We start from the raw sequence: 15,578 nt of genomic DNA, 5'->3' as shown, positions 1-15,578 counted from the left end.
CGCGTGTCTCCTCAGTCGCTGCGGTTCAGGGGGCGACCGGCACATGCCAGGGATCACCCCGAACATGGCAGGTCTTCCAGCCGAGCCGCGCTCCCGCACAAGGATTGAGGGATCGCAGGCAGCCCTGCAAGGCGCAAAAGCCGGAGCAGAACGCAAGGGTCGTAGCGTACCCGTAGCGGTCCGGTCAAGCGGTATGGCTGATGCCGGAAACTGTCATCAGGGCATGGCAATCTGGCGGCATCACATCATGGAGGATTAGATATGGCTTTCACACCAAAGGATTTCCTGGTCTGGGGCGAGCTGCCGGTCAGCGACCTGGACGCGGCCGTCACCTTTTACAGCAAAGTGACGGGGGCCGATCTGAGCATCGACAGCAGCGGCCCGAACCCGATTGCGATGTTCAAACCCGCGGATCAGGCAACTGGTGTTGCCTTGCATCTCTATCCCGGCAAACCCGCAGGCGACGGCCGCGGCCCCACCCTGCATCTGACTGCCGAGGGCGAACTGGAAGACGTGATGGAGCGGGTCACGGATGCAGGCGGCAAAGTTGTCTCGGAAACCATCGAGATCCCGCCCGGGCGGTTCTTTTATGCCACCGACCCGGATGGCAATTCGCTGGGCTTCTTCAAGTACAACGGATGATAAGGCAAACACCCCGGCAGATTTGCCGGGGTGTTCTGTCACGCATGGCAAGCGACCCTAGCGTGCCTCTGTCTGCAGGCCGCGGAAGATCGCCCAGCACATCAGCAGCAGCACCACGGTGAACGGCAGGCCAGTCGAGATCACCATCGCCTGCAACGCGCCAAGGCCGCCGCCGAGCAGCAGAACGATGGCAACGGCGCCCTCGAAGATGCACCAGAACACCCGCTGCGGCACCGGCGCGTCGACCTTGCCGCCTGCTGTGATGGTATCGATCACCAGCGAGCCGGAGTCCGACGAAGTCACGAAGAACACCACCACCAGCACGATGCCGACAAAGGAGGTGATCCCGGCCAGCGGCAGCTCTCCCAGCATCTTGAACAGTTTGAGTTCAAGCGCCGCGTCCTGCGCCCCGGTGAAACCGTCAGACAGCACCTGTTGAATGGCTGTGCCGCCAAAGACGCTCATCCACAGAACGCAGACGAGGCTGGGGATCAGCAGCACGCAGATCACGAACTCCCGGACGGTGCGGCCGCGGCTGACGCGGGCGATGAACATGCCCACAAACGGCGACCAGCTGATCCACCAGGCCCAGTAGAAGGCGGTCCAGCCCTGGCTGAAGTTCACATCCTCGCGCCCGACAGGGTTCGACAGTGCCGGCAAATACTCGACATAAGCCATAAGGCTGGCGGCAAACCCTGTCAGGATAGCGGCGGTCGGACCGACCAGCAGCACGAACACCAGCAACAGGAAGGCGAGCCCCATGTTGATCTCCGACAGCACCTTCACGCCGCCGTCCAGGCCGCGCAGGACCGAGATCAGCGCAACAGCAGTGATCGCGGAAATCAGGATCACCTCGGTGGTCGCGCCTGCCGGCACGCCAAACAGCTCATTCAGGCCTGCGTTGGCCTGGGTCGCGCCGAAGCCAAGCGAGGTTGCGAGGCCGAACAGCGTGGCAAAGACCGCCAGAATGTCGATGACATGGCCGGTCCAGCCCCAGACGCGCTCGCCGAAAATCGGATAAAAGGCAGAGCGGATGGTGAGCGGCAGCCCCTTGTTGTAGGTGAACAGCGCCAAGGCCAACGCCACAATGGCGTAAATGGCCCAGGGATGAAGCCCCCAGTGGAAGATCGTCGCGGCCATGCCCAGGCGCACCGCCTCGGCTTCATCCCCCGCTGCTGCGCCCAGCGGTGCCCAGTCGGTCCGGGCGCCGCCGCCCTCAGGCACAGTCGTGCCGCCAAAGGCGGTGGAGAAATGGCTCATCGGTTCGCTGACGCCATAGAACATCAGGCCAATGCCCATGCCCGCGGCAAACAGCATCGCAAACCAGCCCAGGTAATTGTAATCCGGCATTGCCTCATTGCCGCCCAGGCGCACCTTGCCCCAGGGGGAGACGATCAGAAACAGGCAGAACAGAACGAACAGGTCTGCGGCACCGAAGAAGAACCAGTCGAAATTGCTGGTGACGGCGGGGCGCAGCCAGTTGAAGAAGGCGCCCGCCTGTTCCGGCAAGGCCAGCGCGTAAAACACAAAGGCCACGATGACCAGCCCGGACACCAGGAACACCGGGTTGTGAATGTCGACCCCGAACGGGCCGATCTGGGTTTCGATATTGTCCTGACCGATCTCGTATTCGGTATCTATGATATCCGCCTCGCCCTCTGGGGCGGGGATACCCTGATTGGTGGTTTCGTCAGCCATTGCAGCCTCCTTTCCCGAATGCTTTGCCGTGCAAACCTCCGTTTGCACGCTCGTAGAGGGCGGCGCGCCGCCTTGCCCGCGGCAGTGAGCGGACAAAGGGCGGCAAATCGGCATCATGCCCGGGTATTCAGATTTCTTGCGGCTTATGGGCGTCAGCCCGGGTACCGCGGGGCAATGCAGCCCGAAGGACTGCCCGGAAACACCGCAGCCCGATATTGGGGCCGCCCTTGGAGAATGAAAAACGCGCGGGCATCGCCGCGCGTCTTCCGACAGATACAAGCCATTATAAGGATTTAGGCGTTCACGTCCACCACCACCCGGCCCTTGACCTGACCCTTGAGGATGTCCGCGCCCAATTGCGGCAAATCGCCAAGGGCCGCGGGCTGGATCATCGCTTCCAGCTTGTCCATCGGCAGGTCGCTGGCGATGCGCTGCCAGGCACGGACGCGGTTTTCATAGGGCTGCATGACCGAGTCGATGCCCAAGAGGTTCACACCGCGCAGCAGGAAGGGGATCACGGTCGCAGGCAGCGCTGCCCCGCCTGCCAGGCCGACCGCAGCAACCGAGGCGCCGTATTTCATCTGCCCCAGCACGCGGGCCAGCATGGCGCCGCCAACAGCGTCCACGCAGCCCGCCCAGGATTCGCTCTCCAGCGGGCGCTTGGTGGTCTCGTTGATCTCCTCCCGCGCAACGATCTGCGTTGCACCCAGCGATTTCAGGTAGTCCGCCGTTTCCGGTCGGCCGGTCACGCCAGCCACTTCATACCCGAGGTTCGCCAGGATCGCGGTGGCGACAGATCCGACACCGCCCGCGGCGCCGGTGACCAGCACCGGGCCATGCCCGGGTTCCAGCCCGTGATCCTCCAGCGCCATGACCGCCAGCATTGCGGTAAAGCCCGCGGTGCCGACCGCCATCGCCTGGCGGCTGTCCAGCCCCACGGGCAGCGGCACCAGCCAGTCCGCGCGCACGTTGGCTTTCTGGCTGTAGCCGCCCCAATGGGCTTCGCCCACGCGCCAGCCGGTCAGCACAACCTTGTCGCCTGGCTTGTAGCGGTCATCCGACGACGCTTCGACGGTGCCGGCAAAGTCGATGCCCGGCACATGCGGGTACTTGCGCACCAGCCCGCCGCCTGGCCCGATGCACAGCCCGTCCTTGTAGTTCACGGTGGAGTATTCCACCGCCACGGTCACCTCGCCCTCGGGCAGCTGATCCAGGCTGATCTGCTCCACCGCGGCAGTGGTCTTGCCGCTGTCTTCGTCCTTGTTCACCACCAGTGCATTGAACATCGTGCCATCCTTTCCTGTACCGCGAACCAGATCCCATGTTCATCCGGCCCAATATATCCCGGGGCGCCGCGGCCTGCCGCGGCGGGGGCAGCGCCCCCGGTGCTCAGCGTCAGCGCCAGAATTTCTCCTGCACTGTAGCAGGCCGCATGCCTGCCGGGGTCTCAACCTCCAGCGCAGTGCCCGGTGCCCAATGGGACCGGTCCACCATGCCAATTGCCGCGTTCACGGCGAACTCCGGCGAGAAGATGGCCGAGCCAATCTCTCCGGCCCGGCGTCCGTCCGCGTAAAGCGGCCAAGCGTCCAGGCAGGGCGGGATCTCTCCGCCAATCACCAGCGGCCGGATCTGGCGGGCGGGGCCATTGGCCGCCTGCTCTGCCAGTGCAGCCTTGCCAATGTAGTCCTCCGGCGAGTTGCAGAACTTGCCCAGCCCGCATTCATATGGCGTGTTGTCGCGGGTCATGTCGTTGCCGTAGCTCAGCAGCCCGCTTTCGATCCGTTCGATCGCATTGGGGCAGCCTGCCCGCACGCTCAGGTCTGCGCCGGCCGCAAACAGCGCATCCCACAAGGGCATCCCCAGATCCGAGCCTTCGACGTAGACCTCGAACCCGCCCTGCTTGGACCAGCCAGAGCGCGCCACCACGAGTTCAGCACCCTGAAATTCAAGCCGCTTGTAGCGGAAGAACCGGATATCACGCACCGCTTCGCCAAAGACGCGGGCCATCAGATCATCCGCCTTGGGGCCCTGCACCGCCAGCGGGGAAACATCAGGTTCCGTGATCTCCACATCGAAGCCCTTGGCAATGGCGATCCCGAGCGCAAATTGCAGCAAGTCGCCGTCGGCAAGCGACAGCCAGTAGTGATCCGCGGCCAGTTTCACCGCCACCGGATCGTTCAGCATGCCGCCGTTGTGATCGACCGTCGGCACATAATAGCACTGGTCGTCTGCCATCTTGTCCATGTCGCGCGGGCTGATCAGCTTCATCAGCCGCAGCGCGTCCGGCCCCTTGATGCTGACCTGGCGCTCGCAGGCCACGTCCCAGACCTGCACGTGCTCCTTCAGGTGAGCGCAGTCGTATTCCAGGCTGTCAAATACCGTTGCCAGCAGCATGTGGTTGTAGACCGTGTACCCCTTGACGCCCGCGGCCTCGACACCGGGGGAAAAGGGCGTGCGCCGGATGCGGCGGGAGGGAAAGATGCTTGCCATGCTCAAGTCTCCGTTTGAGCGTTTCAGGTGATTGGCTGCGTGCGGCAGAGCCAATGCCGCAAAAGCCTGCGTGCAGAGGATCCAGGCATTGCCCTCCCCCGACTCAGGCCTTAGGTTTTAAATGTCAGACTTTTAAATGTCAGACAAATGATTTCTTGCCCGGGCCGCGTCCGGGCCGCACATTGCAAGGACACCGGGTATGCAGATTGACCCCAGCAGTTCCGCCGATCTGTCGGTTCAAATAGCCCAGGCGATCAAGGATGCCATCATCTCCGGAGACTTGAACGTGGATGAGCGGCTGCCGTCGGAGGCGGAGCTGTCCGATCATTTCCGTGTCTCCCGCCCGACGGTGCGCGAGGCGCTGAAACGGCTGGCGGCGCAATCGCTGATCCGCACCCAGCGCGGAGCTTCCGGCGGGGCCTTTGTGAACCGGTTGAGCTTTGAAGATGCCTATGCGCAGCAGGTTACCACCTCGACCCTGCTCTTGAGCATGAACGAAGTAAGTTTTGATACCGCCTGCGAGGCGCGCTATGCGCTCGAGCGGTCCTGCGCGCCGCTGTCGGCGGAACGACGCAGCGCTGACCACCTTGCCACCATGCGGGCAGAGATTTTCCGCCAAGGCCAGCCAGGGCTGACGGATGTGGCCTTCTGCGCCTCGGACGTGGCCTTTCACCGGGCGCTGGTGGACGGGGCCTGCAATCCGGTTCTGTCCTATCAGCTGGCCGGCGCGGTGGAGGCGATGCAGCCCCTGATGAACATGATCACCTTCACCGCCCGCGACCGCGCCGTGATCACCGGGCTTCACACCCGGATTGCCGATGCTATCGAGGCGGGCGATGGCGGCGCAGCAGTTGCGGGCCTGCAGGACCTCGAAGATGAAACCCGCAAACTGGCAGCCAATGTCTTTTCCGCACGGGCGCGGAGGTAAGGTTTTGTTAACCATAAGCCGGGAAGCTTCCGGCATGGTCAAACCCGGTTCCTCCCTGTCCCCGGATATCTGGATGCGAGATATCTTCGCCTGCAAGGCAGTGCAGAACGGCGGCGTGGTCCGCCGCAAGCTTCGCGACATTGAGCGCCATGCCGGGATGGAGGCGTTTCTAGCGGAGGTGCGCGCCCGCGGTTTTCAAGCGGTGCAGAACCGTGAGCAGGTCATCATCTTCTGCAACAGCGCCCCGATCCGCAGATTGATGCAGCACCGCCGCTTCCCGGCGCGGGAAACGGCCAAAAATCCTGCGAGGATTTTTAAGTGCATCAATTGCCGCTAGCGCCGGTTTTCCGCGCCGGAAAACTGGCCGGAATCCTCGCAGGATTCCGGTTCCCCCCTTTGCATCCGCGCAGAAGCCGACTATATGACTCCTGTTCCCTAGTGGAACTATGGACATAAACGCGCTCGTAATAAGCGGATCGGACCCGGGGGCGGTACCCGGCGGCTCCACCAATATCCTTCGTTTGGGGATCATGGGGCCGAAACAGGATCGACGGACGTCTAAAGGGGTTTTGCTTTGTCTCGGCGGGGTGCCACCGTACCGGCCCAAACAGTACAATTGCAAACGACAATCGTGCTCCGGTTGCTCTGGCTGCGTAAGCAGTCCGAAAAACCGAAATCTAAGCCCTTAGGCTTTGCAGCTTAAGGCGGGGTTCGCAGGTACCTGGCAACAGAAACCTGCACTTTACCTTTCCCCGGATATCATGATTATTTGACGCAACCGGATGCAGCCGCGTCTTTGGCCGGACACCGGCTCCCTAAGGGTAAACATGATCAAAACCGCCAGCACACTCCACGTTTCGCCGCGACGGGTATCCCCGGCGGACAGCCCGGCTCAGCCTGTAGCGGATGCCTGCCCCAACATGGCTGCGCCATTTGACCCGGACAGGTGCGCAGACATGCCGCTGACTCATCTGCTGCATTTCTGGTTTCAGGAAGTCTGGTGCAAAGGCAACCTGAGTGCCGTGGCACAGGTGATGACCCCAAACACGCTGATCTCCGGCGCGGTCTCAGCCCTGGCCGAACCGGAATGCGACTACAGCGAAGTGGTCGCGGCGCTGCGCAATCTGGTGGGGCCGATGCGGGTGGCCTTCACCCACGCAATGGAAACACGGGACTGGGTCTCTGTCCGTCTGCTGGTCGACACCAGTGATCCCAAGGATGGAACTGCGTTCCAGTTCACCGGCCAGGTCATGGCACGGGTGGCAGACGGCAAGATCGCGGAACTGCATTCCAACATGGATTATTTCAGGATGTTCGAACAGCTTGGCCAGCTGCCGCCGGAGGCGATGGCCATCTGCATGACCGGCGAGCGGCTGCGGTAACGCAAACCTGCAAATACTTGACAACGCGGGTGCAAACGCGCTTTTTTGAGGCCCATGGGGACAACCGCGAACGCCCCGTGAGGCGACAGCCCAAGGTTCGCATGTTAACCTTGCTCGCGAGGAGACATGCCCATGGCTGCCCCGAATGAAATCACCCCCGCCCAGCTTTTGCGCCTGATTGGCACGCCAGATGCGCCGGTTCTTGTGGACATCTGCACCGATGAGGACTTTGCTGCGGATCCCTATTTGATCCCCGGCTCCTCCCGGCACCCGCATACCGGCATGGAAGATCTCAAGGAACGCCTTGGCGGGCGGCCATGCGTGCTGATCTGCCAGAAGGGCCTCAAGCTGTCGCAAGGCGCCGCAGCCTGGCTGCGCCACGACGGGATCGCCGCTGAATATCTGCAAGGCGGCATGTTTGGCTGGCGCAGCATGGACGGCGCGCCGCGCATTCCAGCCGCCGCCCTGCCCGCCCCTGTCCGCGGCAGCACCCTTTGGGTGACCCGCCACCGTCCCAAGATCGACCGCATCGCCTGCCCCTGGCTGATCCGCCGCTTCGCGGATTCGGCGGCACGGTTTCTGTTTGTTGCTCCTTCCGAAGTGTCGGGAGTGGCTGAACGTTTCGGCGCCACGCCCTTTGACGTCGAGGATGTGTTCTGGTCGCACCGCGGGGATCTTTGCACCTTTGACACCATGCTGGATGAGTTCTGCCTCAGAACCCCTGCGCTTGACACCTTGGCCCGGGTTGTGAGAGGCGCCGACACCAACCGGCATGATCTGGCGTCCGAGGCTGCAGGGCTGCTCGCACTCTCGGTCGGGCTGTCGCGCCAGTTCAAGGACGACCATGAGCAGCTGGAGGCAGGCATGATCCTTTATGACGCTTTATACCGCTGGGCCCGGGACGGGCGCGGCGAAGGCCACGACTGGCCTGCGGACCGGAAATCATGAACCCGCCCGCCTGGACAGAGATGCTCCGTGTCTTCGGGCGCATCGGCGTGCTGAGCTTTGGCGGCCCGGCAGCCCAGATCGCCGTGATGCACAAGGAACTGGTGGAAGACCGTCCCTGGCTGAGCGAAGAGAGTTTTCTGCGCGGGCTCAGTTTCTGCATGCTCTTGCCGGGACCGGAGGCGATGCAGCTGGCCACCTATACCGGCTGGCGGATGCGCGGTACTGCAGGCGGGCTGCTGGCAGGTCTGCTGTTTGTGCTGCCGGGCGCGGCAGTGATTGCAGCCCTGGTTTGGCTTTACGCGCTTTATGGCACGCTGCCGGCGGTGCAGTCGGCCTTCCTGGGAGTCAAGGCAGCCGTGGTTGTCATCATCTTGCAGGCCATGCGGCGGCTTGCCGGAAAGGCGCTGAAGCAGCCGTTGGACTGGGCGCTGGCGGGGTTTGGGTTTGCCGCGCTGTTCCTGCTGAACCTGCCGTTTCCGCTGGTGGTGCTGGCCGCCGCCTGTATCGGCCTGATGCGCAAGGACGCCAATGCCCCCGAAGCGCTGCATGCCCCGCCCGCCAGCAATGGCAGCACCGTGCGAACGATTGCCCTCTGGGGCGCCTTGTGGCTGCTGCCGCTGATTGCCCTGAGCCTGTCCGATGCGTCCTTCCTGGCGGATATCGGCTGGTTTTTTTCCAAGCTCGCCGTGGTGACCTTTGGCGGGGCCTATGCAGTGCTGGCCTATGTCAGCCAGACCGTGGTCAGCCAGTTCGGCTGGATCAGCGCCGGCCAGATGATCGACGCATTGGGGCTGGCAGAAACCACCCCCGGCCCGCTGATCCTGGTCACTCAATTCGTCGCCATGCTGTCAGGACTGCAGGCGGGCGGTTCCGGCCTGTTCCTTGCCGCGGGTGCAGTGGCGCTTTGGTCCACCTTCATGCCTTGCTTCCTGTGGATCTTTGCGGCTGCGCCCTATGTGGAACGCATCGCATCGCATCCGCGCCTCGGGATGGCGCTGAAGGCCGTGACCGCCACTGTTGCGGGCGTCATCCTGAATCTGACAATGTGGTTCCTGATGCATGTCGCCTTTGCCGGGACGACGGTATTTGAGGCTGGCGTTCTGCACATCCCAGTCCCCGTCTGGAACAGCCTGAACACGCCAGCCTTGTTGCTGGTTCTGCTTGCCCCGCTGGTGGCGCGGGCCGTGCGCGGCAATATGCTGCTCTTGCTGGCAATGATGGCGGCTGCTGGCCTGGCCATCGCTGAATTACCGTTTGCAATCAGCTGACTGCAGATTGTCACAGGGCCTGTTCTGCAGTAAAAATAATTGAGCGGCCCGCAAGGCTGCTCTTTTGTTTCCGGCAGAATCTCTTATGCTTAACAGCAAATGAACAAAGGGTGACTGCATGTCCCGTGAAATCGACTATGGCAACCTGATGCACTCTGCCATGCGCGGCCTGATCCGGACCGTGCTGCAGGACGTTTCCGACAATGGTTTGCCTGGCAACCATCACTTTTTCATAACCTTCGACACCGCTCATCCGGACGTGGAACTGGCGGATTGGCTGTCCGACCGCTACCCGGGTGAAATGACCGTCGTCATGCAGCACTGGTTTGACAATCTGACGGTTGATGACGACGGCTTTGGGGTCACGCTGAACTTCGGCGACTCGCCTGAGCCTCTTTATATCCCCTATGATGCAATCCGCACCTTTGTGGATCCTTCGGTGGAATTCGGTCTGCGGTTTGAAAGCGCCGACGAGGACGCAGACGTCTACTCAGCAGAACCGGACGCGGAGGACGATGCTGCCAGTGCTGAAGACCAGACGGAGGCCAAGAAAAAGGACGCGGATGTGGTGTCGCTCGACAGTTTCCGCAAGTAACCTGCCTGACTTTCAGGCCACAGGATCAGGCAGCCCGGCGGGCTGCCTTTTTTTTGGGGGGGGCACGCACGCCTTCAGTGCCGGACGAGGAATGTTTTCAGCTGCCGCTGCGGCTCGCCGTTCAGACGGGACGTATAGACCAGGTCCAGCCCGCCGTCCGCCAGCGTCCGGTCATACTGCTGCATCTCGTAGTCGCCGTTTGGATGTATGAACAGCGAAAACACTGTCAGGGTGTCGCCGGTGATCCGCCCCCAAACAAAGGGTTCGCCTTCCATCGGGTCAAGCGGCACTTCATGACCAAAGACATTCCGCTTCATTGCTGCAGAATAGACACTGTCACGCCGCGACGTCTGGAATTCAATCTCGTAGGTTTTGGATTTCCTGCTGCCGTCATCCCGTTCGGTCGTGGAGGTCCATTTTATGGTGAACCCTTTCTTCACCTCGCGGATCACCACGCTCATGTCGCGCGGATCGGTGTCGCCGCCGGCCTTGACGATTTCGACACTGCCGGAGTACTCGCCCGCAAACTGCGCAATCCCGGCTGCAATCCCCTGCCCTGCTGCGGCCGCGAGAATTCCGCCTGCCACGATCAGAGCGGCAAGAGATTTCAATGACAATTCAAGACACAAGCGGATTGGCACATTCATTTCCTTTCCGGATACAGCATAACCCGTTTCCCGCACCTTAAGCATAGCATGTTCTCAGGCAATGGCACGCGCTCGGTTGTGCCAATTCAACACTATACCTTGCGGCCCATTTGGCTATGCTGCGCGCAACTGGCCAATTGCGCCGAGATCCGGCACAGGCTAAACGGCATACAATCGCATACTCAACGGAGAGACAGACGGATGTCCGCAACCCGCACCGAAACCGACAGTTTTGGCCCGCTTGAAGTCCCGGCAGAGAAATACTGGGGCGCGCAGACCCAGCGTTCGATCATGAATTTCCCGATCGGCTGGGAAAAGCAGCCGGTGGCAATTGTGCGCGCGCTCGGCGTGATCAAGCAGGCCTGCGCCATGGCCAACAAGGCTTCTGGCAAGCTGGACACAAAAATCGCCGATGCGGTGATCCAGGCAGCGGGTGAGGTGATTGAGGGCAAGTTTGACGACAACTTCCCGCTGGTGGTCTGGCAGACCGGTTCCGGCACCCAGTCCAACATGAATTCCAACGAGGTGATCGCGAACCGCGCCATTGAGATCCTGGGCGGCGTGATCGGTACCAAGGATCCGGTGCACCCGAACGATCACTGCAATATGGGCCAGTCCTCCAACGACACCTTCCCCACCGCCATGCATATCGCCACAGCGATGTCCGTGCGCGACGTGCTGGTGCCAGGCCTCACGAAACTGGCCGAAGGGCTGGAGGCCAAGGCGGAAGAGTTCAAGGATATCATCAAGATCGGCCGCACCCACACCCAGGACGCGACTCCGCTGACCCTGGGCCAGGAATTCGGCGGCTACGCGCATCAGATCCGTCAGGGCCTGGCACGGGTCGAGGCGGCAATGCCCGGCATCTATGAGCTGGCACAGGGCGGCACTGCCGTGGGCACCGGTCTTAACACCCAGAAGGGCTGGGGCGAGACCGTGGCTGCGAACATGGCCGAGATCACCGGCCTGCCCTTTGTCACCGCCCCCAACAAGTTCGAGGCGCTGGCCGCCCATGATGCCATGGTGTTCCTGTCCGGTGCACTCGCCACCATTGCGGGCAGCTGCTACAAGATCGCCAATGATATCCGCTTCCTCGGCTCCGGCCCGCGCTCCGGCCTGGGCGAGCTGATCCTGCCGGAGAACGAACCGGGCTCCTCGATCATGCCGGGCAAGGTGAACCCGACCCAGGCAGAGGCGCTGACCCAGGTTGCCGCGCATGTGATGGGCAACGACGCGGCGATCAAATTCGCCGGTTCGCAAGGCCATTTCGAGCTGAACGTCTACAACCCGATGATGTCCTATAATCTGCTGCAGTCGATCCAGCTCCTGGGCGATGCCGCGGACAGCTTCACCGAGCGGATGCTGATGGGCATCGAGGCCAACAAACCGCGCATCGACAAGCTGATGAAGGAGAGCCTGATGCTGGTCACCGCGCTGGCGCCGACCATCGGTTATGACAATGCCACAACCGTTGCCAAGACCGCCCACAAGAACGGCACCACGCTGAAGGAAGAGGCGATTGCTCTGGGTTTTGTTGATGAGGCAACCTTTGACGCCGTGGTCCGCCCCGAGCAGATGATCGGACCCAAGGACTGATGGGTAAGCCGGTCAATCTGAACCGGTACAGGAAAGAAAAAGCGCGGGCCGAGGATAAGGCCCGCGCTGACCGGAACGCCGTGACCTTCGGGCGGACCAAAGCAGAGAAAGACCTGGACAAGGCGCGTAACTCGCAAGACGCCCGCCGCCTGGACGATCACAAGCGCGACAAATGAACGGCCGCCCCAGGAAGCACTCCCTGACCTTGCGCGGACACCGGACGTCGGTGTCGCTGGAAGATGATTTCTGGGATGCCTTCCGCGAGATCGCAGTGCAGGAAGACCGGGCAATCAATGATTTGGCAGCTGAAATTGATGAAACGCGCGGCGAGGACTGCGGACTGGCTTCCGCCATCCGGCTGTTTGTGCTGCGCCGGTTAAGGGAGCGTTAACCGCGATCCCGGACAGTGGCCGCATGGCCCGTGTGTTTCGCACTGTTTCTCCTGAGTTTTGGATGCAGCAGATTTTCGATGTGAAGTCTGCCCGCACAGGCGGTGTTGTCCGGCGCAAACTGCGCGATGTCGAGCGCAATGTTGGCCTGGCCCGCCTGCAAGCCGAAGTAGAGCGCCGCGGCTATCATGCGGTCTTAAACGGCGAGCAGATCATCATCTTCTGCAACAACGAACCCGTCCGTTTGCTGTGCTGACGCCAAAGTTTTCTGAAAACTTTGGCCAAAACTTTTCAGAAAAGTTTTGGCTACCTGGGTGTTAAATGCAGCCAGATCCCGTTCTTCGACCGCACTGTCAGATGCGCTACAGGCACTGGCACCTTCCCCGCAACCGGCTCGATCCGGAACCGCCGCAGGATCATCGAAAGGATCAGCGGCCCCTCCACCATTGCGAATCCTGCCCCGGTGCAAACGCGGGGCCCTGCTGAGAACGGGATATAGGCGTCGCGCTGGCACTGCTTGCCGTTCTCTGTGCCCCAGCGGGCGGGATCGAAGGCATCCGGGTTTTCCCACAGCCGCTCATGCCGGTGCAGGTGCCAGGGACTCAGCACCATCTGCGCGCCCTTCGGAACGTCCCGGTTGCGGAAGCGTTCCGGGCAGGCGGCTTGGCGCACCATCATCGGCACCGGCGGATAGAGCCGCAATGTTTCGCGGAACACATCGCGGCTGATCTTCAGCTTTGACACAGCGGCAAAGCTCTCATCCTCCAGCGCGGCCGCCTCGGCCGCCAGTTTTTCCTGCCATTCCGGATACAGCGCCATCAGATAAAGCGCCCAGGCAAGGGCAGAGGCGCTGGTTTCATGACCCGCCAGGAAGAAGATGGCCACCTGATCCACCATTTCGCCTGCATCAAAGGCCGTGCCGGTTTCCGGGTCACGGGTGGTCATGATCTTGGTCGCCAGGTCATCCGGCGCGGTGCCGGCCTGAATTGCGCCCATTCGTTCAGCCGTCAGCTGTGCGATCAGCGCCCGGATCTCAGCCGCGTTCTGCCGGGTTCCGCGGCGGAAAAACCGCGGCATCCACCGCGGCAGCGGCACAAAGGCAGCCAGGTTCAGCAAGGGCTGGCTGCGCTGGTAGTCACGGAAGCGGGTAAAGACCTGCCCCGCCACCTCATGTTCGATCGGAATTGAAAACAGTGTCCGGAAAATCACGTCTGCTGCCGCGTGCGATGTTTCCTCCTCGATCTCCACCGGCCCCTGCCGCCCTTCCAACCGGGCCACAGCAGCCTCCGCCGCCGCCCGCATGGCCGGATAAGTGTCCTTCAGCCTGCCGCCCTCAAAGGCAGGGTCAATGATCCGCCTCTGCCGCTTCCAGGCTTCGCCATTGGTCAGGAACACCGAATTGCCGAGCAAGGGCTTCAACCCCTCGGCAATGCGGTCCGACTTTGGAAAATCATCGGGACGCTCCTTCAGCAGCAGCTTCACAAGATCCGGCTGGTTCACAAGGAAGGAGAGGAAGAACGGCGTCCGGAACTCGGCCATCCAGGCGCGGTAAAGCTTGGCAGGCTGTGCCGACAGAATGTCCTGGCGGAACAGTTTCACATAGCGCCGCAGCGACACCCGGTCAGGCCGCGCGGATGGTTTCGGTGGCAGCACTGGGGTCATTCGGCAGCCACCGAGGTGAATTTCGAGACCGGCACGTCAATCCGGGACCGGGAAGGCTTGCGGTCCCTGTAACGGTCTGCCAGCGTCAGCGGCCCGGCCGTGATACGGAAATAGTCATAATCGCCGGGCCGGTCAAAGGCGCAGAGGTACTGGAAATGCAGCCGGAAGAACCGCCAGCGAAGCTCCTGCCAGCGTTCCGGACTGAGGGTCTGGGTGAAGGCCGCGGAGAAAACCAGCGGCCAGCGCTTACCGTTTGGAGCCACACCGCTGACGGCCACCGGATCACAGAGGGCAAAGGCGCAGCCATCGCCTGGCGCCGTGACATCCACCCAGGCAAGCTCCTGGCGCTGGCACAGGTACTTCAAGTCAGTCCGCAGCCGCCGCGCCCGCGGCAGGAAAGAGACCATCGGCACCACCTGTCCCAATGTCAGAAAGCCCAGGGACGGCCGTTCCGGCGGCAGCCCTTCGCGGATAAGGTCCGCCAGCACTGAGATGCCAAGATGGGCACCTGAGGAATGGCCGACAACAAGCACCTCCTCCAGATTTTGATCCTGCAACGCTTCTGCAATCAGAGCGCGGAACTGGCCCATCCGCGCCTCCATCTCTGGCGCCATGGCGCCGCGGGTTGCAGCAGTATGCGCGTAATCATGCATCAGGTAATAAGCAAAGAACTTGCCATCGCGCCTTTTGAACCAACGCAGCAGCGCGCAGCCCGCGCCAAGACCAAGGGCCCAGCCCATCAATACGGCCGCCAGCCCCCCGAGGCTCAGCAGCCCGGCAAGAATGCCAATCGCATGGGCCACGCCCCAGGCCAGCAGCAGTGCCATAAGCGCCTGCAGCAGCAGCATTCCAACCGGGTAGAGCGCCGCGATCACCGGCCCCTTGCGCAGCCGCATCAGCCGCCGCAGCGTTCCGGTGGAGATATAGATCCAGGCGGTCCGCACCAGTTGCCAGTAAGTGCCCGCTATCGAGGCCTCCATGCTGCCGCGCACAATGTCGGACCAGACCAGCACCTCTATGTCCGCCTCGGACCGCTGACCGTCCATCTCCGCGGCAGCATGCCAGCCGTAGGGCCCTTTGGTCTGTTTCGGAGAGAGTGTCAGGCTGTAGCCGGAAATCCGCGCCTGTGCAGCGCCTTCCTTGCGGTAGAGCTCCCGGTAGCGGCGCGGATGAATGGGGTCATAGCCGGGGATGTAGAACACCCGCCGCCTGCGCACTCCCTTTGGGTTGGAACCGGTTTGATCCACGCTGACCTGCTCTGCCTTTCGCAACACAGACTAGCAGCGCAATCCGGCAAGAGTAAGGCCCGGACGGTTCAAGAAAAAGGGGCCCG

17 protein-coding genes and 1 other RNA gene are annotated in these 15,578 nt (G+C 62.3%); 12 read left to right on the top strand and 6 right to left on the bottom strand.

Features of this window, described 5'->3' with window-relative positions:
• Positions 1-261 precede the first annotated feature (261 nt).
• Positions 262-642 (top strand): VOC family protein, encoded by a 381-nt coding sequence (locus K3725_RS07340; protein WP_260018145.1) that lies wholly within the window; start codon positions 262-264, stop codon positions 640-642.
• A 57-nt stretch (positions 643-699) separates the two neighbouring features.
• Here the strand turns inward: K3725_RS07340 and K3725_RS07335 are convergent, their stop codons facing one another.
• The 3 genes from K3725_RS07335 to K3725_RS07325 all read right to left on the bottom strand — a co-directional run bounded on the left by K3725_RS07335 (position 700) and on the right by K3725_RS07325 (position 4,830).
• Positions 700-2,340: a BCCT family transporter gene (locus K3725_RS07335; RefSeq protein WP_260018144.1), complete on the bottom strand. Its 1,641-nt coding sequence runs from the start codon at positions 2,338-2,340 to the stop codon at positions 700-702.
• 293 nt (positions 2,341-2,633) lie between these two features.
• Positions 2,634-3,626, bottom strand: coding sequence for an acryloyl-CoA reductase (gene acuI / locus K3725_RS07330; RefSeq protein ID WP_260018143.1), 993 nt, complete (start codon positions 3,624-3,626; stop codon positions 2,634-2,636).
• 109 nt (positions 3,627-3,735) lie between these two features.
• Positions 3,736-4,830, bottom strand: coding sequence for a dimethylsulfoniopropionate demethylase (locus K3725_RS07325; protein ID WP_260018142.1), 1,095 nt, complete (start codon positions 4,828-4,830; stop codon positions 3,736-3,738).
• A gap of 199 nt (positions 4,831-5,029) precedes the next feature.
• On the opposite strand from K3725_RS07325, the gene K3725_RS07320 reads away from it, so the two are divergent.
• The 7 genes from K3725_RS07320 (at position 5,030) to K3725_RS07290 (ending at position 9,951) form a co-directional block, all read left to right on the top strand.
• Positions 5,030-5,758 (top strand): FadR/GntR family transcriptional regulator, encoded by a 729-nt coding sequence (locus tag K3725_RS07320; protein ID WP_260018141.1) that lies wholly within the window; start codon positions 5,030-5,032, stop codon positions 5,756-5,758.
• Positions 5,706-6,095 carry a hypothetical protein gene (locus K3725_RS22570; protein ID WP_311202223.1) on the top strand — a complete coding sequence of 130 codons (390 nt, stop codon included), beginning with the start codon at positions 5,706-5,708 and terminating at the stop codon, positions 6,093-6,095. Before K3725_RS07320 ends, K3725_RS22570 begins: the two co-directional genes overlap by 53 nt.
• A gap of 54 nt (positions 6,096-6,149) precedes the next feature.
• Positions 6,150-6,500, top strand: a transfer-messenger RNA (tmRNA) gene (gene ssrA / locus K3725_RS07310).
• Between the two features lie 214 nt (positions 6,501-6,714).
• Positions 6,715-7,140, top strand: coding sequence for a nuclear transport factor 2 family protein (locus K3725_RS07305; protein WP_260018140.1), 426 nt, complete (start codon positions 6,715-6,717; stop codon positions 7,138-7,140).
• Positions 7,141-7,272: 132 nt separating this feature from the next.
• Entirely contained in the window at positions 7,273-8,088 is an 816-nt protein-coding gene (locus tag K3725_RS07300) for a sulfurtransferase/chromate resistance protein (RefSeq protein ID WP_260018139.1), read from the top strand.
• A complete protein-coding gene (gene chrA / locus K3725_RS07295; protein WP_260018138.1) occupies positions 8,085-9,356 on the top strand; it encodes a chromate efflux transporter in 1,272 nt (423 codons plus the stop codon). Before K3725_RS07300 ends, chrA begins: the two co-directional genes overlap by 4 nt.
• A 118-nt stretch (positions 9,357-9,474) precedes the next feature.
• Positions 9,475-9,951 (top strand): SspB family protein, encoded by a 477-nt coding sequence (locus tag K3725_RS07290; protein WP_260018137.1) that lies wholly within the window; start codon positions 9,475-9,477, stop codon positions 9,949-9,951.
• Positions 9,952-10,025: 74 nt separating this feature from the next.
• Here K3725_RS07290 and K3725_RS07285 read toward each other — a convergent pair whose 3' ends face one another.
• The gene (locus tag K3725_RS07285) at positions 10,026-10,562 is read right to left on the bottom strand and encodes a hypothetical protein (protein ID WP_311202222.1); all 537 of its coding nucleotides are present in this window, start codon (positions 10,560-10,562) and stop codon (positions 10,026-10,028) included.
• A gap of 237 nt (positions 10,563-10,799) precedes the next feature.
• Between K3725_RS07285 and fumC the strand changes: the two genes are divergently transcribed.
• The 4 genes from fumC to K3725_RS07265 are packed head-to-tail and all read left to right on the top strand — an operon-like array spanning position 10,800 to position 12,839.
• Positions 10,800-12,194, top strand: coding sequence for a class II fumarate hydratase (gene fumC / locus K3725_RS07280; RefSeq protein WP_260018135.1), 1,395 nt, complete (start codon positions 10,800-10,802; stop codon positions 12,192-12,194).
• On the top strand, positions 12,194-12,370 hold the full coding sequence (locus K3725_RS07275; protein ID WP_260018134.1) for a DUF4169 family protein: 177 nt from the start codon (positions 12,194-12,196) through the stop codon (positions 12,368-12,370). Before fumC ends, K3725_RS07275 begins: the two co-directional genes overlap by 1 nt.
• The gene (locus K3725_RS07270; RefSeq protein WP_260018133.1) at positions 12,367-12,585 is read left to right on the top strand and encodes a ribbon-helix-helix domain-containing protein; all 219 of its coding nucleotides are present in this window, start codon (positions 12,367-12,369) and stop codon (positions 12,583-12,585) included. Before K3725_RS07275 ends, K3725_RS07270 begins: the two co-directional genes overlap by 4 nt.
• Positions 12,586-12,608: 23 nt before the next feature.
• Positions 12,609-12,839, top strand: a complete 231-nt coding sequence (locus K3725_RS07265) for an N-(5'-phosphoribosyl)anthranilate isomerase (protein ID WP_260018132.1) — start codon at positions 12,609-12,611, stop codon at positions 12,837-12,839.
• Positions 12,840-12,889: 50 nt separating this feature from the next.
• Here K3725_RS07265 and K3725_RS07260 read toward each other — a convergent pair whose 3' ends face one another.
• Together K3725_RS07260 and K3725_RS07255 are read right to left on the bottom strand one after the other, a co-directional pair.
• The gene (locus K3725_RS07260; RefSeq protein WP_260018131.1) at positions 12,890-14,245 is read right to left on the bottom strand and encodes a cytochrome P450; all 1,356 of its coding nucleotides are present in this window, start codon (positions 14,243-14,245) and stop codon (positions 12,890-12,892) included.
• The gene (locus K3725_RS07255) at positions 14,242-15,492 is read right to left on the bottom strand and encodes a hypothetical protein (protein WP_260018130.1); all 1,251 of its coding nucleotides are present in this window, start codon (positions 15,490-15,492) and stop codon (positions 14,242-14,244) included. The genes K3725_RS07260 and K3725_RS07255 overlap by 4 nt, the downstream gene beginning before the upstream one ends.
• Positions 15,493-15,578: the final 86 nt, after the last annotated feature.

The organism is Leisingera sp. S132, from assembly GCF_025144465.1.
Classification (GTDB): domain Bacteria; phylum Pseudomonadota; class Alphaproteobacteria; order Rhodobacterales; family Rhodobacteraceae; genus Leisingera.
Note: the sequence above shows the minus strand (reverse complement) of the source record. Positions and strands in the feature narration are given on the sequence as shown.

Coding starts and splice junctions, on each gene's coding strand:
- K3725_RS07340 (WP_260018145.1), top strand. CDS start 262: ATGGCTTTCACACCAAAGGATTTCCTGGTCTGGGGCGAGCTGCCGGTC.
- K3725_RS07335 (WP_260018144.1), bottom strand. CDS start 2,340: ATGGCTGACGAAACCACCAATCAGGGTATCCCCGCCCCAGAGGGCGAG.
- acuI (WP_260018143.1), bottom strand. CDS start 3,626: ATGTTCAATGCACTGGTGGTGAACAAGGACGAAGACAGCGGCAAGACC.
- K3725_RS07325 (WP_260018142.1), bottom strand. CDS start 4,830: ATGGCAAGCATCTTTCCCTCCCGCCGCATCCGGCGCACGCCCTTTTCC.
- K3725_RS07320 (WP_260018141.1), top strand. CDS start 5,030: ATGCAGATTGACCCCAGCAGTTCCGCCGATCTGTCGGTTCAAATAGCC.
- K3725_RS22570 (WP_311202223.1), top strand. CDS start 5,706: ATGAAACCCGCAAACTGGCAGCCAATGTCTTTTCCGCACGGGCGCGGA.
- K3725_RS07305 (WP_260018140.1), top strand. CDS start 6,715: ATGCCGCTGACTCATCTGCTGCATTTCTGGTTTCAGGAAGTCTGGTGC.
- K3725_RS07300 (WP_260018139.1), top strand. CDS start 7,273: ATGGCTGCCCCGAATGAAATCACCCCCGCCCAGCTTTTGCGCCTGATT.
- chrA (WP_260018138.1), top strand. CDS start 8,085: ATGAACCCGCCCGCCTGGACAGAGATGCTCCGTGTCTTCGGGCGCATC.
- K3725_RS07290 (WP_260018137.1), top strand. CDS start 9,475: ATGTCCCGTGAAATCGACTATGGCAACCTGATGCACTCTGCCATGCGC.
- fumC (WP_260018135.1), top strand. CDS start 10,800: ATGTCCGCAACCCGCACCGAAACCGACAGTTTTGGCCCGCTTGAAGTC.
- K3725_RS07275 (WP_260018134.1), top strand. CDS start 12,194: ATGGGTAAGCCGGTCAATCTGAACCGGTACAGGAAAGAAAAAGCGCGG.
- K3725_RS07270 (WP_260018133.1), top strand. CDS start 12,367: ATGAACGGCCGCCCCAGGAAGCACTCCCTGACCTTGCGCGGACACCGG.
- K3725_RS07265 (WP_260018132.1), top strand. CDS start 12,609: ATGGCCCGTGTGTTTCGCACTGTTTCTCCTGAGTTTTGGATGCAGCAG.
- K3725_RS07260 (WP_260018131.1), bottom strand. CDS start 14,245: ATGACCCCAGTGCTGCCACCGAAACCATCCGCGCGGCCTGACCGGGTG.